22 protein-coding genes are annotated in these 24,559 nt (G+C 72.4%); 15 read left to right on the forward strand and 7 right to left on the reverse strand.

Annotated elements, in window-relative coordinates:
- Window positions 1–15 precede the first annotated feature (15 nt).
- Window positions 16–1,323, reverse strand: coding sequence for a glycoside hydrolase family 27 protein (locus ABZ851_RS04450; protein WP_361122019.1), 1,308 nt, complete (start codon window positions 1,321–1,323; stop codon window positions 16–18).
- A gap of 179 nt (window positions 1,324–1,502) precedes the next feature.
- Here ABZ851_RS04450 and ABZ851_RS04455 point away from each other — a divergent pair, with 179 nt between their 5' ends.
- From ABZ851_RS04455 to ABZ851_RS04475, 5 genes are all read left to right on the forward strand, one after another.
- Window positions 1,503–3,083 (forward strand): NAD(P)/FAD-dependent oxidoreductase, encoded by a 1,581-nt coding sequence (locus ABZ851_RS04455; RefSeq protein ID WP_361122022.1) that lies wholly within the window; start codon window positions 1,503–1,505, stop codon window positions 3,081–3,083.
- A gap of 122 nt (window positions 3,084–3,205) precedes the next feature.
- On the forward strand, window positions 3,206–4,309 hold the full coding sequence (locus ABZ851_RS04460) for a nitronate monooxygenase family protein (RefSeq protein ID WP_361122025.1): 1,104 nt from the start codon (window positions 3,206–3,208) through the stop codon (window positions 4,307–4,309).
- Between the two features lie 19 nt (window positions 4,310–4,328).
- Complete coding sequence (locus ABZ851_RS04465) at window positions 4,329–5,888, forward strand: acyl-CoA synthetase (protein WP_361122028.1); 1,560 nt, start codon at window positions 4,329–4,331, stop codon at window positions 5,886–5,888.
- 100 nt (window positions 5,889–5,988) lie between these two features.
- Window positions 5,989–7,629: an acyl-CoA synthetase gene (locus ABZ851_RS04470; protein ID WP_361122031.1), complete on the forward strand. Its 1,641-nt coding sequence runs from the start codon at window positions 5,989–5,991 to the stop codon at window positions 7,627–7,629.
- 171 nt (window positions 7,630–7,800) lie between these two features.
- Window positions 7,801–8,601, forward strand: coding sequence for a VOC family protein (locus ABZ851_RS04475; protein WP_361122034.1), 801 nt, complete (start codon window positions 7,801–7,803; stop codon window positions 8,599–8,601).
- A 189-nt stretch (window positions 8,602–8,790) separates the two neighbouring features.
- Here the strand turns inward: ABZ851_RS04475 and paaK are convergent, their stop codons facing one another.
- A complete protein-coding gene (paaK, locus tag ABZ851_RS04480) occupies window positions 8,791–10,119 on the reverse strand; it encodes a phenylacetate--CoA ligase PaaK (protein ID WP_361123699.1) in 1,329 nt (442 codons plus the stop codon).
- Between the two features lie 121 nt (window positions 10,120–10,240).
- On the opposite strand from paaK, the gene ABZ851_RS04485 reads away from it, so the two are divergent.
- Both ABZ851_RS04485 and ABZ851_RS04490 read left to right on the forward strand, forming a co-directional pair.
- The gene (locus tag ABZ851_RS04485) at window positions 10,241–10,933 is read left to right on the forward strand and encodes an alpha/beta hydrolase (RefSeq protein WP_361122037.1); all 693 of its coding nucleotides are present in this window, start codon (window positions 10,241–10,243) and stop codon (window positions 10,931–10,933) included.
- A 62-nt stretch (window positions 10,934–10,995) separates the two neighbouring features.
- Window positions 10,996–11,685, forward strand: a complete 690-nt coding sequence (locus ABZ851_RS04490) for a chorismate mutase (protein WP_361122040.1) — start codon at window positions 10,996–10,998, stop codon at window positions 11,683–11,685.
- 40 nt (window positions 11,686–11,725) lie between these two features.
- Here ABZ851_RS04490 and ABZ851_RS04495 read toward each other — a convergent pair whose 3' ends face one another.
- Complete coding sequence (locus ABZ851_RS04495; RefSeq protein ID WP_361122043.1) at window positions 11,726–13,354, reverse strand: acyl-CoA synthetase; 1,629 nt, start codon at window positions 13,352–13,354, stop codon at window positions 11,726–11,728.
- 165 nt (window positions 13,355–13,519) lie between these two features.
- Here ABZ851_RS04495 and ABZ851_RS04500 point away from each other — a divergent pair, with 165 nt between their 5' ends.
- The 5 genes from ABZ851_RS04500 to ABZ851_RS04520 all read left to right on the forward strand — a co-directional run bounded on the left by ABZ851_RS04500 (window position 13,520) and on the right by ABZ851_RS04520 (window position 17,968).
- Entirely contained in the window at window positions 13,520–14,320 is an 801-nt protein-coding gene (locus tag ABZ851_RS04500) for a crotonase/enoyl-CoA hydratase family protein (RefSeq protein WP_361122046.1), read from the forward strand.
- Between the two features lie 15 nt (window positions 14,321–14,335).
- The gene (locus tag ABZ851_RS04505; RefSeq protein ID WP_361122049.1) at window positions 14,336–15,319 is read left to right on the forward strand and encodes an OB-fold domain-containing protein; all 984 of its coding nucleotides are present in this window, start codon (window positions 14,336–14,338) and stop codon (window positions 15,317–15,319) included.
- Window positions 15,319–16,401 carry a thiolase domain-containing protein gene (locus ABZ851_RS04510; protein WP_361122052.1) on the forward strand — a complete coding sequence of 361 codons (1,083 nt, stop codon included), beginning with the start codon at window positions 15,319–15,321 and terminating at the stop codon, window positions 16,399–16,401. Before ABZ851_RS04505 ends, ABZ851_RS04510 begins: the two co-directional genes overlap by 1 nt.
- The gene (locus ABZ851_RS04515; RefSeq protein ID WP_361122055.1) at window positions 16,401–17,567 is read left to right on the forward strand and encodes a thiolase domain-containing protein; all 1,167 of its coding nucleotides are present in this window, start codon (window positions 16,401–16,403) and stop codon (window positions 17,565–17,567) included. The genes ABZ851_RS04510 and ABZ851_RS04515 overlap by 1 nt, the downstream gene beginning before the upstream one ends.
- A gap of 161 nt (window positions 17,568–17,728) precedes the next feature.
- Window positions 17,729–17,968 (forward strand): DUF397 domain-containing protein, encoded by a 240-nt coding sequence (locus ABZ851_RS04520; protein ID WP_042160231.1) that lies wholly within the window; start codon window positions 17,729–17,731, stop codon window positions 17,966–17,968.
- Between the two features lie 371 nt (window positions 17,969–18,339).
- Here ABZ851_RS04520 and ABZ851_RS04525 read toward each other — a convergent pair whose 3' ends face one another.
- Genes ABZ851_RS04525 through ABZ851_RS04535 form a run of 3 tightly spaced genes read right to left on the reverse strand, consistent with a single transcriptional unit; the run spans window position 18,340 to window position 20,529 of the window.
- On the reverse strand, window positions 18,340–19,080 hold the full coding sequence (locus ABZ851_RS04525; RefSeq protein WP_361122059.1) for a leucine-rich repeat domain-containing protein: 741 nt from the start codon (window positions 19,078–19,080) through the stop codon (window positions 18,340–18,342).
- A gap of 43 nt (window positions 19,081–19,123) precedes the next feature.
- The gene (locus ABZ851_RS04530; RefSeq protein WP_361122062.1) at window positions 19,124–19,879 is read right to left on the reverse strand and encodes a maleylpyruvate isomerase family mycothiol-dependent enzyme; all 756 of its coding nucleotides are present in this window, start codon (window positions 19,877–19,879) and stop codon (window positions 19,124–19,126) included.
- Window positions 19,876–20,529, reverse strand: a complete 654-nt coding sequence (locus tag ABZ851_RS04535; RefSeq protein ID WP_361122065.1) for a pyridoxal 5'-phosphate synthase — start codon at window positions 20,527–20,529, stop codon at window positions 19,876–19,878. The genes ABZ851_RS04530 and ABZ851_RS04535 overlap by 4 nt, the downstream gene beginning before the upstream one ends.
- A 49-nt stretch (window positions 20,530–20,578) precedes the next feature.
- Here ABZ851_RS04535 and ABZ851_RS04540 point away from each other — a divergent pair, with 49 nt between their 5' ends.
- The 3 genes from ABZ851_RS04540 to ABZ851_RS04550 all read left to right on the forward strand — a co-directional run bounded on the left by ABZ851_RS04540 (window position 20,579) and on the right by ABZ851_RS04550 (window position 22,190).
- Window positions 20,579–21,187, forward strand: coding sequence for a CGNR zinc finger domain-containing protein (locus ABZ851_RS04540; RefSeq protein WP_361122068.1), 609 nt, complete (start codon window positions 20,579–20,581; stop codon window positions 21,185–21,187).
- Window positions 21,188–21,196: 9 nt separating this feature from the next.
- Window positions 21,197–21,592 (forward strand): ACT domain-containing protein, encoded by a 396-nt coding sequence (locus tag ABZ851_RS04545; protein ID WP_088796513.1) that lies wholly within the window; start codon window positions 21,197–21,199, stop codon window positions 21,590–21,592.
- 97 nt (window positions 21,593–21,689) lie between these two features.
- Window positions 21,690–22,190, forward strand: a complete 501-nt coding sequence (locus tag ABZ851_RS04550; protein WP_018090673.1) for a hypothetical protein — start codon at window positions 21,690–21,692, stop codon at window positions 22,188–22,190.
- Between the two features lie 101 nt (window positions 22,191–22,291).
- On the opposite strand, the gene ABZ851_RS04555 is transcribed toward ABZ851_RS04550, so the two are convergent.
- Complete coding sequence (locus ABZ851_RS04555) at window positions 22,292–24,289, reverse strand: N-acetylmuramoyl-L-alanine amidase (protein ID WP_361122072.1); 1,998 nt, start codon at window positions 24,287–24,289, stop codon at window positions 22,292–22,294.
- Between the last annotated feature and the right edge of the window lie 270 nt (window positions 24,290–24,559).

Here is a 24,559-nt window from a genome sequence, read left to right on the forward strand (position 1 = left end):
GACCAAGAGCCCCGGTCAGTCCGGCGTGACCCGGTAGAGCACCGTGCCGTGGGGCGGCACCTCGCGTCCCACGATCGTGTCACCGCTGTGCGCACGGCGGCCGCTGACCAGATCGTGCAGCTGGTAGGAGCCCGCCTCCGGCAGTCCGGCCGTCCCGGCGGTGACCGACAGCGTGCGTGGCGCGTCGCCCGAGTTGAACAGGGCGACCGCCCAGTCACCGTTCTTCAGCGGCTTGGCCAGCACCGCCGAGCCGTCGTCCTCCTGCACGACGGTCCCCTGGACGCCGAGCGCATCCTGGTCGACGGCGATGACCTTCTTGTTCCCGAGCACCTTGCGTGCCGCCGGGGACAGCCGGCTCAGATCCGTGCTGGAGATCAGGGGAGCGGCCATCATCGCCCACAGCGACATCTGGCTCTGCATCTCCTGCTGCGTCATGCCCGTGTCACCGGCCAGCAGGAAGTCCGGGTCGTTCCAGCGGCCGGGACGCTGGAGGCCGGCCAGCCGCGCGTTGTAGCGGAAGTTGTAGAGGATGGAGGACCACTTCACGGCCGGTGCGTGCTTCTCCAGCGCGATGTCCCGCCCGCCCCGCCACAGATTGCCGAGCGCGGCCGACCAGCCGATGACCTTGTGCCAGACGCTGTCACCGTCGTACTGGAAGTAGGCAGGCGCCGACACCGAGAAGGTGATCGGGCGGCCGGTGGCCCGCAGCGCACGGCTCATCTGGCCGTACAGGTCCCGGTAGGTCTCCTCCTTGGTGCGCCCCGGGGCGACGGGCACATTGCAGCCGTCCGCCTTGACGTAGTCGACCTTCCAGCGGGCGAACAGCTCCGCATCTTCCCGGAAATGGCCGAGACTGCCCGGATATTTCTCACAAGTCAGGGTGCCGACGTCCTCATAGATCCCGAACTTCAGTCCCAGCTCGTGCAGCTTCCGCCCGAGGTAGGCCATGCCGTGCGGGAACTTCGTCCGGTCCGCCGTCAGTTCGCCCTCGGGGCCGCGCCGTTTGCTCATCCAGCAGTCGTCGACGGTGACGGTGCGGTAGCCGCGCCGGGCCAGCCCCGAACGGACCAGCGCCCGCGCATTGTCGAGGATCACCTTCTCGTTGATGTCGCACATGTAGTACGACCAGTCGTTCCAGCCCATCGGGGGTCTCGGCGCCAGGTTCGGGTACCTCTCCGCGAGGTGCCGGGCGCCGGACGCACGGGCCGGGCCGGGGGCCGCGGAGGCGGGAGCGGGGGCCGCGAGCAGCCCGGCCGAACAGGCGGCGACGGCGGTCAGTCCGGCGACGGTGCGGCCGATGCGGGGTACCGGCGAGTGGGACACGGGTCACCTCACGGGTGGGCGGGACGGTCTGACGGGAGCGCGGCGGGAGTGGTGCCGGGGCGGAGCACGGCCGGACGCTAGGAGCAGCCCCCTGCCCGGTCAAGAAGCCGCACCGCCCCGGGTGAAGGTTTCAGCCGCCTGCACCTGGCGACCGCGATCACCGCGTGCTACCAAGGGGCATGCCGGAACGGACTTCGTATGACGCGGTCATCGTCGGTGGCGGGCACAACGGACTGGTGGCCGCCGCCTATCTCGCACGCGCCGGGCGCAGCGTGCTGGTGCTGGAGCGGCTGGACCACACCGGTGGTGCCGCCGTGTCGACCCGGGCGTTCGCCGGGGTCGACGCCCGGCTGTCCCGTTACTCCTACCTCGTCAGCCTGTTGCCGCCGAAGATCGTACGGGACCTCGGTCTGCGCTTCGCGGTCCGCAAACGCACGGTCTCCTCCTACACCCCCACCGTGCGCGACGGCCGGCCCACCGGTCTCCTGGTCGGCGGCGGCGAGGCCCGGACCCGTACCGCTTTCGCCGAACTCACCGGCTCCGACCGGGAGTTCACCGCCTGGCAGGGCTTCTACGGCACCACGGCCCGGCTGGCCGAGCGGGTCTTCCCCACCCTGACCGAGCCCCTGCCCACCCGTGCCGCGCTACGCGCCACGGTCGACGACGACGCCACCTGGCACGCCCTGTTCGAACGCCCCCTCGGGGAGGTGATCGAGGAGACCTTCACCGACGACCTGGTCCGCGGTGTGGTCCTCACCGACGCCCTCATCGGCACCTTCGCCACCGCCCATGACCCGTCGCTGCGTCAGAACCGCTGTTTCCTCTACCACGTCATCGGCGGCGGCACCGGCGACTGGGACGTCCCCATCGGCGGGATGGGCGCCCTCACCGACGCACTGGCCGACGCCGCCCGGCGGGCCGGCGCGGAGATCGTCACCGACTGCGCGGTGACCGGTATCGCGACGGACGGCCGCAGTGCGGAGGTGACCTGCGAGCGGGGCACCATCGGCGCCCGCCGGGTCCTCGTCAACGCCGCCCCGCGCGAGCTGGCCCGCCTGCTGGGCGAGGCCCCGCCGCCACCCGCCGAGGGTGCCCAGCTCAAGGTGAATATGCTGCTCACCCGGCTGCCACGGCTGCGCGACACCGGGGTGGACCCGCGGGAGGCCTTCTCCGGCACCTTCCACATCGCCGAGGGCTACGGCCAGCTGGAGAGCGCCTACCAACAGGCCGCGTCCGGCACCCTGCCCGCTTCGCCGCCCTCCGAGATCTACTGCCACTCCCTCACCGACCCCTCGATCCTCGGCGCCGACCTGGTCCGGCAGGGCTACCAGACCCTCACCCTGTTCGGCCTGCACGCCCCCGCGAGTCTCTTCACCGCCGATACCGCCGACCACGCAGCCACCCGTGACCGCCTCCTGGCGGCCACCCTCGCCGAGCTGGACGGCCATCTCGCCGAACCGCTCGCCGACTGCCTGGCCCACGACGCCGACGGCCGCCCCTGCATCGAGGCCCGGTCGCCCCTCGACCTGGACCGTGAACTGGGCCTGCCGGGCGGCAACATCTTCCACCGCGACCTGGCCTTCCCCTACGCGGACCCCTCGGACGAAGCGCTCGGTGACACCCGGTCCGCCCCGGCCCGCTGGGGCGTGGCGACCACCCACCCCAACGTCCTCCTGTGCGGGGCGGGCGCGGTACGCGGCGGGGGCGTGAGCGGCATCCCGGGACACAATGCGGCGATGGCGGTGCTGGAGGAGGGGTGACGGGGCGGGTGCCGGGCGGACGACGGGGCGAGTGCCGCCCGGCCGGCCCCTCCCCGGCAAGTTTCTGACGCTGCATCAGAGACTCTCTTCCCTCGTACGGCCCGCTGCGGCATCCTTCGCCCATGCAGACGGAGCTGAGCAACACGCTGGGAGTCGAGCACGCCGTCTTCGGGTTCACCCCCTTCCCCGCGGTCGCCGCGGCGATCACCCGGGCCGGCGGGTTCGGGGTGCTCGGCGCGGTCCGCTACACCGCCCCGGACGAGCTGGCCCGCGATCTGGACTGGATGCAGGACCACACCGGAGGGCTGCCGTACGGGCTCGATGTGGTGATGCCCGCCAAGAAGGTGGAAGGCGTCACCGAGGCCGAGGTCGAGGCGATGATCCCGGAGGAGCACCGCCGCTTCGTCACCGCACTCCTCGACAAACACCAGGTGCCGCAGCTCGCACAGGGCGAGGCGTCCGGCTGGCGGATCACCGGGTGGATGGAACAGGTCGCCCGCACCCAGCTCGATGTGGCCTTCGACTACCCGGTCAAGCTGCTGGCCAACGCCCTCGGCTCACCCCCGCCCGACATCGTCCGGCGCGCCCACGACCACGGCATCCTCGTCGCCGCGCTGGCCGGCAGCCCGCGCCACGCCCGGCACCACAAGGCCGCCGGCATCGACATCGTCGTCGCCCAGGGGTACGAGGCGGGCGGCCACACCGGTGAGATCGCCACCATGGTGCTGACCCCGGAGGTGGTGGCGGCCGTCGACCCGCTGCCGGTGCTCGCCGCGGGCGGCATCGGCACCGGTGAGCAGATCGCCGCCGGTCTCGCCCTCGGTGCCCAGGGCGTCTGGCTGGGCTCGCTCTGGCTGACCTGTGAGGAGGCGGACCTGCACTCCCGGCGGCTGACCGCGAAACTGCTCGCCGCCGGGCCGGGCGACACCGTCCGCTCCCGCGCCCTGACCGGCAAACCCGCCCGCCAGCTGCGCACCGAATGGACCGATGCCTGGGACGAGCCGAGCGGCCCCGGCCCCCTCCCGATGCCGCTGCAGGGGCTGCTGGTCGCCGAGGCCAATTCCCGTATCCAGCGCTACGAGGTCGAGCCGCTGCTCGGCACCCCGGTCGGCCAGATCGTCGGCCGGATGAACAGCGAACGCAGCGTGCAGGAGGTCTTCGACGACCTCACCCGCGGCTTCGAGCGGGCCATCGACCGCATCAACCGCATCGCCGGACGCGCCTGACCCCGAGGAGGACAGCGGAATGACCCACGACTCCCCACCGCCCAACGGCTTCTGGGCGCAGGCAACCGCCGACCCGGACCGTACGGTCCTGATCGCCCCCGACGGCGAGGAGTGGACCGCCGGCCGGCTGCATGCCGCGAGCAACCAACTCGTCCACGGGCTGCGTGCGGCGGGCCTGCGACGCGGTGACGCCTTCGCCGTGGTCCTCCCCAACGGCGTCGAGTTCTTCACCGCCTACCTCGCCGCGTCCCAGGCCGGTTTCTATCTCGTCCCCGTCAACCACCACCTGGTCGGTCCGGAGATCGCCTGGATCGTCGCCGACTCCGGGGCGAAGGTGCTGATCGCCCACGAGCGCTTCGCCGGGGCGGCCCGGCAGGCGGCGGACGAGGCGAAGCTGCCCGCGTCCCACCGCTACGCCGTCGGTGCGGCCGACGGCTTCCGGCCCTACGCCCAACTCCTCGACGGACAGCCGGAATCCGCGCCCGGCGACCGCACACTGGGCTGGGTCATGAACTACACCTCGGGCACCACCGGACGCCCGCGCGGCATCCGCCGCCCGCTGCCCGGCACCGAGCCCGAGGCCGCCCACCTCGGCGGATTCCTCGCCATCTTCGGCATCACGCCGTTCGGCGACCACGTCCATCTGGTCTGCTCGCCGCTCTACCACACCGCCGTCCTGCAGTTCGCCGGAGCCTCGCTGCACATCGGCCACCGCCTCGTCCTGATGGACAAGTGGACGCCGCAGGACATGCTGGCCCTGATCGAGGCGCACCGCTGCACCCACACCCATATGGTGCCCACCCAGTTCCACCGGCTGCTCGCGCTGCCGGAGGAGACCCGCGCGGCGTACGACGTGAGCTCGATGCGGCACGCCCTGCACGGCGCCGCGCCCTGCCCCGACCACGTCAAACGAGCGATGATCGACTGGTGGGGCGACTGCGTCGAGGAGTACTACGCGGCCAGCGAGGGCGGCGGCGCCTTCGCGACCGCCGAGGCCTGGCTCAAGAAGCCCGGTACGGTCGGCAAGGCCTGGCCGATCAGCGAGCTGGCCGTCTTCGACGACGACGGAAACCGGCTGCCCCCGGGCGAACTCGGCACCGTCTACATGAAGATGAGCACCGGCGGCTTCCAGTACCACAAGGACGAGGGGAAGACGAAGAAGAACCGGATCGGAGACTTCTTCACCGTCGGGGACCTCGGGTACCTGGACGCGGACGGATACCTCTTCCTCCGCGACCGCAAGATCGACATGATCATCTCGGGCGGGGTGAACATCTACCCCGCCGAGATCGAATCCGTCCTGCTCGCCCACCCCGCGGTCGCCGACGCGGCCGCCTTCGGCATCCCCCACGACGACTGGGGCGAGGAGGTCAAGGCCGTCATCGAGCCCGCCGACGGCCACCTGCCGGGGCCCGAGCTGGCCGCCGACATCATGGCCCACTGCGCACGGCAACTGGCAGCCTACAAACGCCCCAAGTCGGTCGACTTCCTCACCGCCATGCCACGCGACCCCAACGGCAAGCTGTACAAGCGCCGACTGCGCGCCCCGTACTGGGAGGGGCGGGAGCGTTCCGTGTAGCCGGCGGCGCCCGGCCCGGGCGCCGCGCACCGGCGGCTGCCGGCTCCGGGCTCCGGTCGGGTGGCTTGACCGGTGGTGAGGGGCGGTCGAGGATCGCGCCATGACGCAAGCGCGGAGCAATACGGTCGACGGGGTCCTGCGGCGCAGCGCCCGTCGGGTGCCCGGACGGACTGCGGTGCGGTACGCGGACCGGGCCTGGACCTATCGCGAGCTGGACGACGCGGTGACCGGCGCGGCCCGGGCGCTTCGGGCGGACGGCCTGCGGCCCGGCGACCGGGTCGCCTCCTACGGGCACAACTCGGATGCGTACCTGATCGGGTTTCTGGCCTGTGCCCGCGCCGGGCTGGTGCATGTGCCGGTCAACCACGCCCTCACCGGCGAGGACCTGCGTTATGTCCTGGAGCAGTCGGGCAGTGCGCTGGTGCTCACCGACGCCGCGCTCGCGCCTCGGCTGCCGGATTCCGTACGCACCATGGCGCTGTACGGGACGCCCGACGGCCTGCTGGAGCGGCTTGCGTCCCGCGGCGAGCCGGTGGCGGACGCCGACGAGCGGGACGCGGACGCCGACGAGCCGCTGACCGAGGCGGCCGAGTCGGCCGAGGTGTCCGACGAGGATCTGGTCCAGCTCCTCTACACCTCGGGGACCACCGCCCTGCCCAAGGGCGCGATGATGACGCACCGTGCCCTGGTGCACGAGTACACCAGCGCCGTCGTCGCCCTGGACCTGAAGGAGACGGACCGGCCGCTGCACTCGCTCCCGCTCTACCACTCCGCGCAGCTGCACGTCTTCCTGCTGCCCTATCTGGCGGTCGGCGCGGAGAACACCATCCTGGACGGCCCCGACCCGGAACGGATCTTCGACCTGGTGGAAAAGGGGCTGGCCGACAGCCTGTTCGCGCCGCCGACCGTGTGGATCGCGCTGTCGAACCACCCCGACTTCGCCACCCGCGAGCTGAGCGGCCTGCGCAAGGCTTACTACGGTGCCTCGATCATGCCGGTGCCGGTACTGGAACGGCTCCGCGCCCGGCTGCCCGGGCTCGCCTTCTACAACTGCTTCGGGCAGAGCGAGATCGGGCCGCTGGCCACCGTGCTCGGCCCCGGCGAACACGAGGGCCGGATGGACTCCTGCGGGCGCCCGGTGCTGTTCGTCGAGGCACGGGTGGTGGACGAGGAGGGCCGGGAGGTACCCGACGGCACCCGGGGCGAGGTCGTCTACCGCTCCCCGCAACTGTGCACCGGCTACTGGGACAAGCCGGAGGAGACCGCGGAGGCGTTCCGGGACGGCTGGTTCCACTCCGGCGATCTCGCCGTGCGCGACGCGGAGGGCTATTTCACGGTGGTCGACCGGGTCAAGGACGTCATCAACTCCGGTGGCGTACTGGTCGCCTCGCGCCAGGTCGAGGACGTCCTCTACGAGCATCCGCAGGTGGCCGAGGTCGCGGTCATCGGGCTGCCGGACGAGCGCTGGATCGAGGCGGTGACCGCGGTGGTCGTGCTCCGTACGGACGGGCCGCAAGGCACGGGCGGTACGGGCGGGCCGCAAGGCACGGGCGGTACGGGCGGTGCCGGGGGCGAGCCGGGCGACGCGGGCGTGGGGGAGCAGGAGCTGATCGCGATGGCCCGCGCCCGCCTTGCGCCGTTCAAGGCACCCAAACGGGTGATGTTCGTGGACGCACTGCCGCGCAACGCCAGCGGCAAGGTCCTCAAGCGGGAGCTCCGCGCACGGTTCGGCGCGCCCTGAGCCGGGACGGCCGGGCGCGCGGAAGGGCGGTTGTCAGTGCCCCCTGCCATCCTGAGAAGCGGCGGGAAACGGCCCCGAACGCCACGATCCGTGCGACGGAAGCGCGCCGTTGACCGACCGAGACCGACGGAGGTCAACGGAGATGCGACGGAGCTCAACGGAGGACCCTTCATGCTGACGACCCACTACGTCCCGGGCACACCCAATTGGCTCGACCTCGGCGCCCCCGATATCGACGACGCCGTCTCCTTCTACGGCGCCGTGTTCGGCTGGCGCTTCCAGTCGGCCGGCCCGGACGCCGGCGGCTACGGCTTCTTCCAGCTCGACGGCAAGACGGTCGCTGCCGTCGGCCCGCTGATGGACGAGGGCGCGCGCTCCGCCTGGACGGTGTACTTCCACACCCCGGACGCGGACGCCACGCTCAAGTCGGTGGAGCAGGCCGGCGGCTCGGTGCGCGTCCCGCCGATGGACGTCTTCACCGCGGGCCGGCTGGCCGCCTTCACCGACCCGACGGGCGGCGAATTCGCCGTATGGCAGCCGGGCGACGTCCAGGGCCTGGAGATGGTCATGGAGCCGAACTCCCTGTGCTGGACGGAGCTGTACACCACGGATGCGGCCGCCGCGAAGGACTTCTACCGCGCGGTCTTCTCCTGGAGCCACCAGGACATGCCGATGGGCGGTGACCTCGTCTACTCCGTCGTCTCCGCGCCGGGCGGCGGCAAGGACGACGACACCGGGCACGGCGGCATCATGCAGCTGCAGAAGGAGCATCTGCAGGCCGGTTCGAGCTCGGAGTGGCACCCGTATTTCGGCGTGACCGACTGCGACGCCACCTTCGCCGCGGCCACCGAGCGTGGCGCCACGGTCCTGATCCCGCCCACCGACGCCCCGGGCGTCGGCCGGCTGGCCATGGTCAAGGACCCGGCGGGTGCCCCGTTCGCCCTCATCAAGGGGGATCCGACGCTGGGTTGAGCCCGCCCTGGACTGCTGAGCTGACCTGGGAACCGGGGCTGGGCTGAGCTGAGCCGATCTGGGCTGGGCTGAGCTGACGTGGGCTGAGCCGACCGGCGGCCCGCGTTCCCGGATCCGCCTGGCTGGTCGATCTGCCCGGCGACGGTTCCCACCGTGGCCTGCCCGACGGGCCGCACGTCCTGCACCCCGCTATGGGGTCTCCGCAGCCTTGTCACGCGGCCGGGCGTCCACGATGCGCTTGATCTTGCCGACCGAGCGCTCCAGGGTCTCCGGGTCGACGATCTCGACCGCGACCGACACCCCGATGCCGTCCTTGACGCCCCGCGCGATCAGCCCGGCGGCGGCGGTGCGCGCCTCGGGGGCCGCGTCCGGCCTGGCCTCGGCGCGTACGGTCAGATGGTCCATCCGGCCCTCCCGGGTCAGCCTCAGCTGGAAGTGCGGGGCGACCCCGGGTGTCCGCAGCACGATCTCCTCGACCTGCGCGGGGAAGAGATTGACGCCGCGCAGGATGATCATGTCGTCGCTGCGTCCGGTGATCTTCTCCATCCGGCGGAAGGCGGCGCGTGCGGTACCGGGCAGAAGCCGGGTCAGATCACGGGTGCGATAGCGGATGACCGGCATCGCCTCCTTGGTGAGCGAGGTGAAGACCAGCTCGCCGTGCGCACCGTCCGGCAGCACCTCGCCGGTGATCGGATCGACCACCTCCGGGTAGAAGTGGTCCTCCCAGACGTGGAGCCCGTCCTTGGTCTCCACACACTCCTGGGCGACACCGGGGCCCATCACTTCCGACAGGCCGTATATGTCCACGGCGTCGATCGCGAACCGTTCCTCGATCTCGCGGCGCATCTCCTGCGTCCAGGGCTCGGCGCCGAAGACGCCCACCTCGAGCGAGGTCGTGCGGGGATCGATGCCCTGCCGCTCGAACTCGTCCAGCAGCGTGAGCATGTAGGACGGCGTGACCATGATGATCTCGGGCCGGAGGTCCTGGATGATCTGCACCTGGCGGCTGGTCATCCCACCGGACGCCGGTACGACCGTGCAGCCGAGCCGCTCCGCGCCGTAGTGGGCACCCAGACCGCCGGTGAACAGTCCGTATCCGTAGGCGATATGGACGGTGTGCCCGGGCCGTCCGCCGGCCGCATGGAGGGAGCGGGCCACGACGTCCGCCCACTGCGCCAGATCGCGCTCGGTGTAGCCGACGACCGTCGGCCGGCCCGTGGTGCCGCTGGAGGCGTGGATACGGCGCACCTTGTCCTTCGGGACGGCGAACATCCCGAAGGGGTACTGGGCGCGCAGATCGTCCTTGACGGTGAACGGGAAGCGGGCGAGATCGCCGAGCGAGCGGCAGTCCTCCGGATGCACCCCGGCCCGGTCGAAGGATTCCCGGTAGAACGGGACGTGGTCATAGGCGTGCTGCAATGAGGCGCGCAGCCGGGTCAGTTGCAGGCTGTGCAGCGCGTCCGCCGAAAGCCGCTCCGCCTCGTCGAACGTCTCACTGCCCGTGGCCGCTTCCGGCATGGAGTCCACCGCCTCGCTTCCCTACCGATCATTCGGTAGCCATCTGCTGATCCAAGTAATCAGCGCGCGGCGAACACGTCAAGGGGCGTGACGCCGGCGTCGCCCGGGTAGCGTCCAGCGCATGAGTGACGTCCGGAAGGTGCAGGTCGGTGAGGTCCAGCTGGCATACCGGGTGTGGGGGGAGGAGGACGCGCCCCCGGCCGTGCTGCTGCACTGCCTCGGGGAGGACGGCGAGGACTGGCGCGGTGTGGTCGGCCGGCTCGCCGGCACCCACCGTGTCTACGCCCCCGATCAGCGGGGTCACGGCCGCAGCGACTGGCCCGGTGCGTACGGCTTCGAACGGTGGCGGGACGACGCGATCGGCTTCCTGCAGGCGCTCGGACTGAAACGGGTGGCCCTGATCGGGCACTCGCTGGGCGCGGTGGCCGCACTCCTGCTGGCCGCGGACCGGCCCGAGCTCGTGGACCGGCTGGTCCTGGAGGAGGTACCTGTGCCGCTCCCCGCCGAGCCGCCGCAGGAGGTGCCGGAGCAACCGGCCGGCCCGCAGCCGTTCGACTGGCACGCCAAGGCCGCGGTGGTGGCGGAGCGCAATGCGCCCGACCCCGCGTGGTGGGACGCACCGGCCAAGGTCACCGCACCGACCCTGATCATCGGCGGCGGCGAGTCCAGCCATATCCCGCAGGACCACCTCGCCGCCCTGGCCGAGCGGATCCCCGATGCCCGCCTGGTGACGGTGGAGGGCGCCGGCCATCTCGTCCACGAGGAACGCCCCGGAGAATTCCTCGCCGCGGTCACCTCGTTCCTGGCGCCGTAGCCGTAGCCGTAGCCGTAGCCGTCTCCCCGGGGATTCCCGGGGTCCGAGAAAGGCCGCCGACCGTGCACCCGACCCCCTCGTTACGGAGCGCCCTGGCCGTCGGTGCGGCCGCGGCCGTCCTGTTCACCGCAACCGGCGCGGCTGCCGCGGCACCGGCCGCACCGCCTGCCGCAGCCGCAGCCGCACGGTCTGCCGCGCCCGTACCACCTTCCGCTGCCGCACCGCACGCCGCATCCGCACCACCTGCCGCCACCGCCCACTCCCCCTACGCCCAACTCCGGCCGCTCGCCGAGCTGTCCGCCGAGCGGCTGGCCACCGGCGATCTGGTGGCCGCGGCGAAGTGGGGCACCGGCAGCCCGATCGACGATCCGGCGCGTGAGCAGGAGGTGCTGGAGACGGTGGCGGACCAGGCCCGGCGGCTGGGCGCCGGCCCGGCCGCCACGGTGCGGGTCTTCCGGGACCAGATCGAGGCCAACAAGGTCGTGCAGCGCGGGCTGTACCGCCGGTGGGACGCGGACCCGGCGCAGGCCCCCACTCAGCGGCCCGACCTCCAGGAGGTCCGCAAGGAGATCAACCGCATCAATGGCGCGCTGGTACGGGCCCTGGCCGGCTCCCCGCGCGCCCGTTCGGCGCCGTACTGCGCTCCGCTGCTGACCGCGGCCACCGTGCGGGTACACCAGCAGCGACGCCTGGACACGCTGCACACTGCGGCCCTGGCCCGCTCGCTGCGCTCGGTCTGCACCGGAGCCTGACCGACGGCGGCCCGCCCGGCCCGCCGCCGAACCGCCCGGCTCACCCCGTCCCTCCGCCCGCCGCCACCGCCCGCGCCCAGCGGTAATCCGCCTTGCCGCTGGGTGAGCGCTGGATGTGGTCGGTGAAGACGGCGGCACGCGGGATCTTGTACCCCGCCAGCCGGGTCCGGCAGTGGCGCTGCAGCCCTTCCAGGTCCAGCGGCGCCGCACCGGCGCGCAGCTGCACCACGGCCGCGACGCGGCTGCCCCACCGTTCGTCCGGTACGCCCGCGACCAGGGCGTCGTAGACGTCCGGATGCGCCTTCAGCGCCTGCTCGACCTCTTCCGGGTAGACCTTCTCGCCGCCGGAGTTGATGCACTGCGAGCCCCGGCCGAGGACGGTGACGATGCCCGCCTCGTCCACGGTCGCCATGTCGCCCAGCAGCACCCAGCGGTCGCCCTGCGCCTCGAAGAAGGTCTCGGCGGTCTTCTTGGGGTCGTTGTAGTAGCCCAGCGGGACATGCCCGCGCAGCGCGATACGGCCGACCTCACCGGCCGGCACCGGCTCATGGGTCGCCAGGTCCACCACCGCCGTACGGGAGTTGACGTGCAGCCGGAAGCCCTTGCCGGGGCCCGAGTCGTCGGTGGCGGTGCCGTTGAAGCCGGACTCGGACGAGCCGAAGTTGTTGAGCAGCATGACCTGCGGGAGCAGCGCCGCGAACTGGGCGCGTACGGTCTCGGAGAGGATCGCGCCGGAGCTGCTGACGCTGAACAGCGAGGAGCAGTCGGTGCCCTTGAGCGGCCCGGCGAGGGCGTCGACGAGCGGACGCAGCATCGCGTCGCCGACCAGCGAGACGCTGGTGACCCGCTCCCGTTCGATGGTCCGCAGCACCTCCTCGGGGACGTATTTGCGGTGGATGACGACCTTCTGGCCGAAGTGGAAGGCGATGAACGCGGTGAGGGTGGAGGTCCCGTGCATCAGCGGGGGAGCGGGGAAGAAGACGATGCCGTCACCGCCGGCCGCGACCCGCTCGGCCAGCTCCTGCGGCCGCGTGACCGGCTCACCGGTCGGTGCCCCGCCCCCCATTCCGGCGAAGAAGAGGTCCTCGTGGCGCCACATCACGCCCTTGGGCATGCCGGTGGTGCCGCCGGTGTAGATCACGATCTGGTCGTCGGCCGAGCGCGGCCCGAAGCCGCGCGCGGGGGAGGCGGCGGCCTCGGCGTCCGCGAGCGCGACGGGCGTGACGGGCGGTTCGGGGGCGCCGGCGGGCGGGGTGCCGACCCGTACGAGATGCCGCAGCCCGGGCGCCTGCGGGAGGGCGGCGGCCACCCGCGCGGTGAACTCCGCGTCGAAGACCAGCGCCACCAGGTCGGCGTCCCGGTAGAGATAGATCAGCTCCTCCTCGACGTAGCGGTAGTTGACGTTCACCGGGACGGCGCGGATCTTCAGGCAGGCGTAGACGGCCTGGAGGTATTCGATGCCGTTGTAGAGGTGCAGTCCGACGTGCTGACCGGGGCGGACGCCCCGGTCGGCGAGGTGGTGGGCCAGACGGTTGGCGGCGCGGTCCAGCTCGGCGTAGGTCAGCCGCCGTTCGCTGCCGGTCCCCGGATGGTCGACGTACACCAGCGCCTCGCGGTCCGGGACCGTGTCGACGATCGACTCGAAGAGGTCGGCAAGGTTGTACTCCACGTCTCCTCCAGACCGGGCGGGCGTCGGCTTGGCGGTCATTAGAGCGCCGCCGGAAGGAGCAGGGAAGGGCCGTGGCGAAGAAATCTGACTACCTGTCAGAAAGGTCTTGAAGTCGGTGTGCCGCTCCTGCAACCTGTTCTCCGTCGTGAGACGGGAGGACGGAACATGGGTGGTACGGAACATCTGTCGGTGGAGCGCGTCGGCGCGACACTGGTGCTCACCCTCAACCGGCCGGAGGCGAAGAACGCGCTCTCGCTGCCGATGCTGGTGGGCCTGTACGACGGCTGGATCTCCGCCGACGAGGACGACACGATCCGCTCCGTCGTCCTCACCGGCGCCGGCGGCACCTTCTGTGCCGGCATGGACCTCAAGGCCCTCGCGGGCGACGGCATGGCCGGCGAGCAGCACCGCGACCGGCTGCGCGCCGACCCCGACCTGCACTGGAAGGCGATGCTGCGGCACCACCGCCCCCGCAAACCCGTGATCGCCGCCGTCGAGGGACACTGCGTCGCGGGCGGGACGGAAATCCTGCAGGGCACCGACATCCGCGTCGCCGGCGAGAGCGCCACCTTCGGGCTCTACGAGGTCCGGCACGGGCTGTTCCCCATCGGCGGCTCCACCGTCCGCCTCGCCCGCCAGATCCCCCGCACCCATGCCCTGGAAATGCTGCTCACCGGCCGGCCCTACCCCGCGCGCGAGGCCGAACGCATCGGCCTGATCGGCCATGTCGTGCCCGAGGGGACCGCGCTGGAGGCGGCCCTGGAGATCGCGGAACGGGTCAACGGCTGCGGACCGCTCGCCGTCGAAGCCGTCAAGGCGTCCGTCTACGAGACCGCCGAGATGACCGAGACCGACGGGCTGGCGGCCGAACTCGCCCGCGGCTGGCCGGTTTTCGACACCGCCGACGCCAAAGAAGGCTCCCGGGCCTTCGCCGAGAAGCGCCCGCCCGTCTACCGGCGCGCCTGACCCAAGGAGCCCCGCATGCCAGAGGTCCTCACGGCGCCCCTCGTCGTGGAATTCCCCTTCACCCGCTCCCTCGGGCCCGTCCAGAGCGCCTTCCTCACCGGGCTGCGCGAGCGCACCGTCCTGGGCGTCACGGCGAGCGACGGCCGGGTGGTCGTCCCACCCGTCGAATACGACCCGGTCACCGCGGAGGAGATCCGCGACCTGGTCGAGGTCGGCACCAGCGGCACCGTCACCACCTGGGCCTGGAACCCGTCCCCCCGCCGCGGTCAGCCCCTCACCACCCCCTTCGCCTGGGTCCTGGTCCGGCTCGACGGCGCCGACACCGCCCTGCTGCACGTCCTGGACGCACCCGGCCCCGAGGCCGTACGCACCGGCATGCGGGTCCGGGTCCGCTGGGCCGCGGAGCGCACCGGCGCGATCACCGACATCGCCTGCTTCGAGCAGGACGACGGCGCCGCCGAGAACGCCCTGCCGGCACCGGGCGACAGCGCCGGAGCCGCCCGCCGGCCGGTACCGCACCACGGGGAGTTCGCGGACCCCGTCACCGGGATCGTCACCCCCGCCCGGCTCGACTACACCTATGCGCCCGGCCGCGCCCAGTCCCGCTACCTCCAGGCGCTCTCGGAGCACCGGATCATGGGCGAGCGCTGCCCCTCCTGCCGCAAGGTCTACGTCCCGCCCCGCGGGGCCTGTCCCACCTGCGGCGTCGCCACCGACACCCAGGTCGAGGCCGGCCCCCGCGGCACCGTCACCACCTTCTGCATCGTCAACATCAAGGCCAAGAACCTCGACATCGAGGTCCCCTACGTCTACGCCCATATCGCCCTGGACGGCGCCGACCTGGCCCTGCACGCCCGGATCGGGGGCATCCCCTACGACCGGGTCCGCATGGGGCTGCGCGTCGAACCCGTCTGGGCCGAGGACAGCCGCTTTCCCGACCACTACCGCCCCACCGGCGAACCCGATGCCGACTACGACAGCTACAAGGAGCTGATCTGATGCGCGACGTCGCCATCGTCGCCTTCGGGCAGAGCGATCACGTCCGCGACAGCGCGGAGACCTCCGAGGTCGAGATGCTGATGCCGGTGCTCCACGACGTGCTGGCGCAGACCGGCCTGGCCGCCCGGGACATCGGCTTCACCTGCTCCGGCTCGTCCGACTACCTCGCCGGCCGGGCCTTCTCCTTCACCATGGCCCTGGACGGCGTCGGTGCCTGGCCGCCGATCTCCGAATCCCATGTCGAGATGGACGGCGCCTGGGCGCTGTACGAGGCCTGGGTGAAGCTCCTCACCGGCGAGGCGGAGACCGCACTCGTCTACTCCTACGGCAAGTCCTCGCCGGGCAGCGTCCGCGACGTCCTCACCCGCCAGCTCGACCCGTACTACGTCGCCCCGCTGTGGCCCGACTCCGTCGCACTCGCCGCCCTCCAGGCGCAGGCCCTGATCGACGCGGAGCTGACCGACGAGCGGGAACTGGCCGGCATCGCCGCCCGCCGCCGCGCCGCCGCCGGGGCCAACCCGCACGCCCAGCTGCGCGGCGAGGTGCCCATGGGCGAACCGCTCGTCGCCCCCCTGCGCACCGGCGACTGCCCGCCGATCGGCGACGGCGCGGCCGCCGTCGTCCTCGCCGCCGGTGACACCGCCCGCCGGCTGACCGACCGCCCCGCCTGGATCCGCGGCCTCGACCACCGCATCGAGGCACACGGCCTGGGCGTCCGCGACCTCACCGACTCACCGTCCACCCGGCTCGCCGCAGAGCGCGCCGGCGCCTTCGAGGTCCCCCATGGCCGCAAGGGCAGGGGAGGTGCCCCCGTGGTGGACACCGTCGAACTGCACGCCCCCTTCACCTCCCAGGAGGTCGTGCTGCGCCGCGCCCTGAAACTCGACGCGCCGGACAGCACCGTACGCATCAACCCGTCCGGCGGCGCGCTCGCCGCCAACCCCGTCATGGCCGCGGGCCTGATCCGCCTCGGCGAGGCCGCCGCCAGCATCCAGCGGGGCGCCTGTGACCGCGCCCTCGCCCACGCCACCTCGGGTCCGTGCCTGCAGCACAACCTGGTCGCCGTCCTGGAAGGTGAGTGATGAGCAAGGAGCCCGTGGCCGTCGTCGGCATCGGACAGACCACACACGTCGCCGCGCGCCGCGACGTCTCGCTCGCCGGGCTCGTCCGTGAGGCGGCCCGGCGCGCCCTGGACGACGCCCAGTTGGCCTGGGCGGACATCGACGCCGTGGTGATCGGCAAGGCCCCCGACTTCTTCGAGGGGGTGATGATGCCCGAGCTGTACCTCGCCGATGCCCTGGGCGCCGTCGGCAAACCGATGCTGCGGGTGCACACCGCCGGCTCGGTCGGCGGCTCCACCGCCCTGGTCGCCGCGAACCTCGTCGCCGCCCGGGTCCACCGCACCGTCCTCACCGTCGCCTTCGAGAAGCAGTCCGAGTCCAACGCCATGTGGGGCCTGTCCCTGCCCGTCCCCTTCCAGCAGCCCCTGCTGGCCGGCGCCGGCGGCTTCTTCGCCCCGCACGTCCGCGCCTACATGCGGCGCACCGGCGCCCCGGACACCGTCGGCTCCCTCGTGGCCTACAAGGACCGCCGCAACGCCCTCAAGAACCCCTACGCCCACCTCCACGAACACGACATCACCCTGGAAAAGGTCCGGGCCTCGCCGATGCTCTGGGACCCGATCCGCTACTCCGAGACCTGCCCGTCCTCCGACGGCGCCTGCGCGATGATCCTCACCGACCGCGCCGGAGCCGCCCGCGCACCGCACCCGGCGGCCTGGGTGCACGGCGGGGCCATGCGCAGCGAACCCACCCTCTTCGCCGGCAAGGACTTCGTCTCCCCGCAGGCCGGCAAGGACTGCGCCGCCGATGTCTACCGGCAGGCCGGCATCACCGACCCGCGCCGGCAGATCGACGCGGTGGAGATGTACGTCCCCTTCAGCTGGTACGAGCCGATGTGGCTGGAGAACCTGGGCTTCGCCGAGGAGGGGGAGGGCTGGAAGCTCACCGAGTCGGGCGTCACCGAGCTGGACGGCGACCTCCCGGTCAACCCGTCCGGCGGGGTGCTCTCCACCAACCCCATCGGTGCCTCCGGCATGATCCGCTTCGCGGAGGCCGCCCTCCAGGTACGCGGACAGGCCGGCGCCCACCAAATCGACGGCGCACGGCGGGCGTTGGGACATGCGTACGGCGGCGGCTCCCAGTTCTTCTCGATGTGGCTGGTGGGCGCCGACGCACCGGCCACCTGACACCCGCCGGGGGCGGCCGCGCGTCACGGGCACGCCCCCCACCCGGACCCACACCCCACCCACACCCCACCACCACTCCACCGCCTCGCCACGTCCCCTGTCCGCCCCCGGACACAGTGGTTAGGCTGACCGCGGACGACGATCCGGGAGGAGCGGGACACGTGACCGACAGCATCACCGAGCAGCGGCTCGTGGGCGGGCCAAGGCCCGATCTCGACCTGACGCAGGCCGAGTGGCAGTCGAGCACCCAGGGCGTGGGCGGCGTCCAGATCGCCTTCGTCGAGGGCTATATCGCCATGCGAAACCGCCGCAGCCCGGAGATCCCAGCGGTGATCTTCACCCCCGCCGAGTGGCGCGCCTTCGTCCTCGACGCCCGCGAGGGCGAATTCGATCTGACCTAGGGCCTGTCTTCAAAGTCCCGCCTGCCTCGCGGCGCCTGGCACGCACTCCCCCACGCCTGAACGGCGCGGGGGGACCCCCATCCGCGTTGTCGGATCTGCCCGGTACACCCAGTACCGGGCAGACCCTCCGCCTTGCGATCGCGCTCGGCATCCACCGGCTTTATGAGGAGCCGAGACGGAGCGAGCGCAGCGAGTGAAGTGCACCAGACACCGCGAGGCCGCCCTACGGGCGAACGACGGGACTTTGAAGACAGGCCCTGGGGAGCCGGCGCCCGGTCGGGACGACGCCGGTGCCGGGCGGCCTCCCCCTCGCGGCCGGGTTCGCGAGGGGAGGCCGCCCCTCACTCACGCCGCGGGTCGTGGCACAAGCGTCAGGTGAGCACCACACACCCCCGCCGCCGCAACGCCAGGACCGCTTCGGCCGCATCGTCCACGCGGTTCCAGCGCAGATCCAGCTTTTCCAGCGACGGCAGCTGCGCGAGCCACCGCGGCAGCACCTCGATCCGGTTCCCCCGCAGGTCCAGCCGGCGCAGCAGCGGCAGCGCGCGCAGCGCGTCGGGCATCCGGGGGAGCGCGTTGTCCCGGAGCTCCAGCACCCTCAGCTCGTGCAGCGCAGCGACGCCCGCGGGCAGCTCGGTCAGCGCATTGCCGCCCAGCCACAGCTCCCGCAGGCCGGCGAGCCGTCCCAGCGTGTCGGGCAGCGATGTCAACTCCGCCCGCTGAGCGCGGAGTTCGACCAGCCCGGCCATCCGGCCGAGCGATGCCGGCAGCGCGCCGAGCGGATTCTCGCCGACGTTGAGATAGCCGAGCCGGTCCAGGTCGCCCAGCGTGTCCGGCAGGGCGGTGAGCCGGTTGTCGTGCAGGTAGAGGAAGCGGGTCAGCCCGGCGAGCGCACCGATCTCGTCGGGGACCGTCGTCAGCGCGTTGTGACCGAGGTCGAGAGTGTGCAGCGCGTGCAGTCGGCCGAGCGCCGCCGGCACCTCGGTCAGGGCGTTGTCGGCCAGGACCAGCACCTCCCAGTCCGCGCGCCGCCAGACCTCGGCGGGCACCGAACGCAGGCCCGCCTTCCAGAGGTTGAGGACGGGCGGCGCGGCGGAACCGGGACGGGGCATGGGGCAGTGGTCTCCTTCCGGAAAACGGTGACGGGAGCGCCGGCTACGGCCAGGCGAGCAGTTCAGGCGGCCGGATGGTCCTCCCCGACCTGTGACAGTCGAGCGGCTGATGCGGTGTGCGGCCGGCCAGCCAGGCCGCGAGGTCGGTGAGCGGGCCGCTGACGGTGACCGCCGGGGCGCCGGCGTCACCGTACCGCCGGGAGAAGGTGTCGTCCGTGGACGTCAGGACGACAGGCAGATCCTCCGGCACACGGGGGGACAGGTGATCCAGCAGGTGATGACACAGCTCCCGTGGCCAGTCGCGCGGAGCGTGGCCGATCCGGGCGTCCGCCGTGTGGATCTCCAGCTCCCGCCACCATGCCAGCAGTGCGGAGCGCAGATCGCCGTTGCGATGCTTCACCGGCCGCTGCCAGTCGGCCGGACCGACCGCCGCCCAGGCCGCGGACGCCTCGGCCAGGGCGGCCCGTACGGCCTCCCCGAGCGCAGCCGCCCCGCGCACCGCACCGGCCTCGATCGCGGCCGCGCGCGCCGGGCGCCCGCCGTCGTACGGCTCGATCAGCTCACCGCGCAGCGCATAACGGGCCTGCCGGGCCAGGGCCAGCGCGACGCCTTCGATGTGCGAGAGGACATGGGCGCGGGTCCAGCCGGGCAGCTCGCCCGGCTCCCGTACCTCGTCGTCGGTCAGGGCGGCCAGCAGGGCGCGCAGTCGCTCCTGCCCCGTCTCGGTCGCCGCCCGTACGGCCTCGGCCGGCAGCGCATGCGTCTCCGCTTCCGCCGGTTGCGCGTGCGCCTCCGTCACGGCCACAGCAGCTCCTTCCGCCATCCGTCGTCGGCCCGGTGGTAGGCCAGCCGGGTGTGCTTGCGCTCCTTGTCGCCCTGCCAGAACTCCACCGACTCCGCCCGCACCGTGTGCAGCGTCCATCCGGGCGCGACCAGACCGGGCTCGCGGGCGAGGCGGTCCGCCGACTCCGCCACCGCTGCGTCCCGTTCGGCCAGGTCGCCCAGGGGGCGGCTCTGCCGCCCGAGCAGCGCCTCGGCACGGGCGCCGGGGCTGCGGGCGAGGAAGTCCGCGGCCGCGCGCTCCGCGCTCTCCTCCACCACCGGTCCCCGGACGCGCACTTGGCGGGCCAGGGGCTGCCAGTAGAACGTCAGCGCGGCGTACGGGCGGGCCGCCAGCTCACGTCCCTTGGCGCTGTCGCGGTGTGCGGCGAACCGCCAGCCGTCCGCGTCGATGTCCTTGAGGATCAGGGTGCGGGCCGAGGGATTGCCGTCGGCGCCGGCGGTCGCGACCGTCATCGCATGGGGCTCGGGGACCTGGGCCCGTATGGCGCCGAGCAGCCAGGCGGTGAAGAGTTCCACCGGGTCGTCGGGCGTCTCCAGCGGATCGAACGCGGGCAGTTCGCCCGCGAACACCGGGAGGTCCCGCAGTAGTTGACGCACGTCAGCCATACCGCCCCCTCAGGTATGTAATGGTTGGAGGCGACCTACCATTAGCTCCATGACCGCACCACGGCTCGCACTCGAACTCGCCGTCACCCTCCGCCACGACGGGCACGGCGGCGTCACCGATGACCTGGCCGGTCCGGAAGGGCTCGCGGTCTGGGTGCACGAGCGGGCCGCGCTGCTGGACCGTGCGGCCGGTCCGGCCACCCCCGACGAGGCGCTGCACACCGCCGTCCGGGAGCTGCGGGCCGCGGTCCGGTCGCTGTTCGCCCGAGCCGTCCGGCCGGGGCCGCCCAGCTCCGCCGATGCCCACCGGCTGCTCCCGGAGGAGGAGGCGGTGCGCCGGCTCAACGCCGCCGCGGCCCTGGTCCCCACGGTCCCCCGGCTCAGCTGGGAACCCGGCGCACCGCCTGTCGTCCGGCATGAGCCTGTCGGCTCCCCACCGCCCGCCGACCGGATCCTCGCCGCACTGGCCCGCGCCGCCCTCGACTTCCTGGCCGGTCCCGACCGGCTGCTGCTGCGGGCCTGCCCCGCCCCGCGCTGTGTGCGCTACTTCGTCAAGGACCACGCCCGCCAGGAGTGGTGCACCCCCTCCTGCGGCAACCGCGCCCGGGTCGCCCGCCACCACGAGCGGCGCAGGGAAGGACGGGACGGGGCCCCGTAGGGTGGTGGCATGACGGGTGAACGTGATCTCCGGGCCCTGCTGAGCGGGATGCGTCCCGAGCGGAACGAGGGGCGCTTCGTCTTCGTGAGCGTGCCCGGCGCGGTCCCCGACGGGCTGACGCCGGTGGTCACCGTCACCGAACCCGAGGGCCGCACCCTCGTCGTCCACCAGGAGGAGGCCGACCGCGCGGGCCTCTCGTACGACTACGTCGCCGGCTGGATCACCCTGCGGGTGCACTCCGCGCTGGACGCCGTCGGACTGACCGCCGCCGTGGCCACCGCACTCGCCCAGGCCGGCCTCAGCTGCAATGTCGTCGCCGGCTTCCACCACGATCACCTCTTCGTGCCACATGCCGCGACCGACGAGGCGCTGCGCCGGCTGCGCGCACTCGCCGACCAGGCATAACGACCGCCGGCAAGAGGAGGCGGCGGCTCCGTACGCGGGGCGCCCCACACGCCGACGTCCGCGCCGCGTGCCCGGCCGGGCCACGTACGATGGCGGCATGTCCTTCCTCCGCCGCCGCAGCGCAGCCACGCCCGCCGGGCCTGACTTCGACGTCCTCGCCATGGACCCCGGGGACTGGCCGGGCAATCTCGGAGCCGGGCTGCTGCCCGCGCCCGACGGGAGCTGCCAGGGCGTCTTCCTCCGCTACGACCTGTTCGGCGGCCGCGGCCCCGCGATGATCATCGGCAATCTGCCGGAGGGGTCCCCGGCCCGCGAGCTCGAGGACGATCAGGTGCCCTTCGAGGTGGCCCAGCTGCTCGCCGCGCTCGGCAACGACGAGCCGGTGACGGTCGTCGAGAGCGAGGACACCCCCGTGATGCACGAGGACAACCTGCTGATCGTCAAGCGCATCAAGTGCTCCGAGAGCCGGATCTCCTGCGCCCAGTTCGACCGCAGCGACGGCGTGCTGGTCACCATCGCCAGCTGGGACCGGCCGATCACCGACGATCTCTACGCGCTGCTCAAGCCGCTGCCGGCGGAACTCTTCCAGCAGGGCTGAGCCCCGGCACGCAGGCACCGGAACGGACACCGGCGCGCCCGGTGGACGGCAGACCGTCCACCGGGCGCGTACGCGCTCACCCGATCGGTGCGCGCGGGGGCTCAGGAATCCGAGCGCCGCACATCGACATCGGCCGCCCGCACATAGCCGACCCGGTGCCCGAGCTGGATCTCGTAGTAGACGTCCTCGCCGCGCACGATCGCGTGCTGGGAGAGGTCGAAGGTCGGCGCGTAGAAGTAGTCGCCCGTCATCCGGTCCCCGACGGCGTACTTCTGGCCGGCGGCGAGCTTGTACGGCAGCGGGGAGACCGCCTGGTAGGGCACCCCGGCCGGGTAGGCCCCCTTCTCCGGGTACGCGCGGCCGTAGACCGGAATCTCCTCCCGTTCCGCCTTCGGCGTGGCGATCATGCCCTGGGCGTTCACCGCCGTCGGCGCGTGGTGCGGATTGCGGAACCATGCCTTCTGCCCGAGGTACCAGATCGCCGTCCAGTCGCCGGACCGGCCCGCCACCGCGAACCGCTGGCCGGTGGAGGCCCGGGCACCGGTGTCGTTCACGCCCGTGGTCGTGTCACTGCCGTCCGGGTGCAGACCGATGTCCTTGACCAGCGGCGCGTCGGCGTCCGGCGCGGTGTGCAGCCGGACCGCCGCGGAACCGTGCGGCGCGCAGGGGTCGCCCGCCTTCTCGCAGCCCGTGTAGACCGGCTTGTTGCGGGCGTAGTCCGGGCGGATGGTGACCAGCCCGCCGTGCGAGCCCGGGGCGGCCTTGAACGGCTTGCCCAGCAGGGAGAAGTAGTGCGCCCAGTCCCAGTACGGGCCGGGGTCGGTGTGCATCCCGGGGAGGGTGGCCGTGGTCGTGCCGGGCACATTGTCGTGGCCCAGGATGTGCTGCCGGTCGAGCGGCACCTCGTACTTGCGGCTCAGGTACTTCACCAGCCGGGCCGACGTGCGGTACATCGCCTCCGTGTACCAGGCGTCCGGCGCGGCGAGGAAGCCCTCGTGCTCGATGCCCACGGAGTGCGAGTTGATGTACCAGTTGCCCGCATGCCAGGCGACGTCCTTGGCCGGCACATGCTGGGCGATCAGGCCGTCCGAGGAGCGGATGGTGTAGTTCCAGGACACATAGGCCGGGTCCTTGATCAGCTTGAGGGTGGTCTCCCAGGAACCCTCGGTGTCGTGGATGACGATGGTGCTGATCCGCAGGTCCTCGGGCCGGTCCGCCTTGTCGTGATTGCCGTAGTCGCCGTCCCCGAACTCCTCGTACGGCGCGGGGACGGACTCGCAGGCGACGCTGTGCGGGCACTCCAGCTTGCGGCCCGCCCGTGTCGGCGCGGCCGGTGCGCCGAGACGTTTCTGCTGCGTGGCGTCGGGGATCAGCCCCGGCGTGGCGGCCAGCGTGACCCGCTGTCCCGCGTCGGTGGTCCGCGTCTGGCCGTGGCGCATGACCTCGTAGACCTCGTCCGCGAAGGCCCGGCCGCCGCGTGTACTGTCCTGACCGCCGTAGCGCGCCACCGCCTCGTACCACTGCGCCGGGTCGCCGCCCGTCCGGTGTCCCAGCTTGCGCTGCTCCGCGGCGAGCAGCGCCGCACCGCCGAGCACATTCGCCGCGGGGTCGGTACGCAGCCGCTCGGCCGACAGCCCGGCCAGCGTGGCGGCTGTCGTCAACGTCCGCAAACGGGCGGGGAGTTCGGGCGGAAGCGCGGCCCGCTTCGCCGCACCGGCCGGCACCCGCTTACGGGGCCGTGCGCCGTCGCCACGGGCGTCCTCGGCCCCTCCGCTGAACTCCGGCGTGCGCGTCAGCGCGGTGCGGGCATCGGTCAGATGCATCGGACCGTAGCCCCCGGAGACACTGGGCGCGCCACCATGGGTGTCCCAGCGCGACTCCAGGTACGAGACGCCGAGCAGCACACTGCGCGGCACCTGGAAGCGGGCGGCGGCGTCGGTGAAGGCCCGCTGCAGAACATCGGTCCGGGGCTGGCCGGCGTGCGCGGACGGCGTTCCCGCGAGGGGCAGCAACAGCACCGCCGCCGCAACGGCGGTGGCGGACCTGCGCAGGGCGGGGCGGTGGAATCTCTTCTCGTCTTCCGGGGCGGATCCTCGCAAAGCAACCTCCTCGAGCCGGCCCGAGCCGGGGCGGTGTGACGGTGGGTGCGCAAACGGCCGCACGGGCGGGACCCGAGACTAGAGCCCCCATCGGCTTAGAGCTATACGTTTGCCGAGGGTCCGTCAATCACCGCGCCCTCTCGGGATTCCGCATGTCAGGGCGTCTCCACCGGAGCCTTCCCGGACGGGTGTCCGGCCTGCGGGGCGTCAGTGGAATGGACCAATGGCCGGCCGGACTCGACCTGACGCGGACGGGGGCCGCGCAGGCGG

Source organism: Streptomyces sp. NPDC047049, assembly GCF_040643995.1.
Classification (GTDB): domain Bacteria; phylum Actinomycetota; class Actinomycetes; order Streptomycetales; family Streptomycetaceae; genus Streptomyces; species Streptomyces mooreae.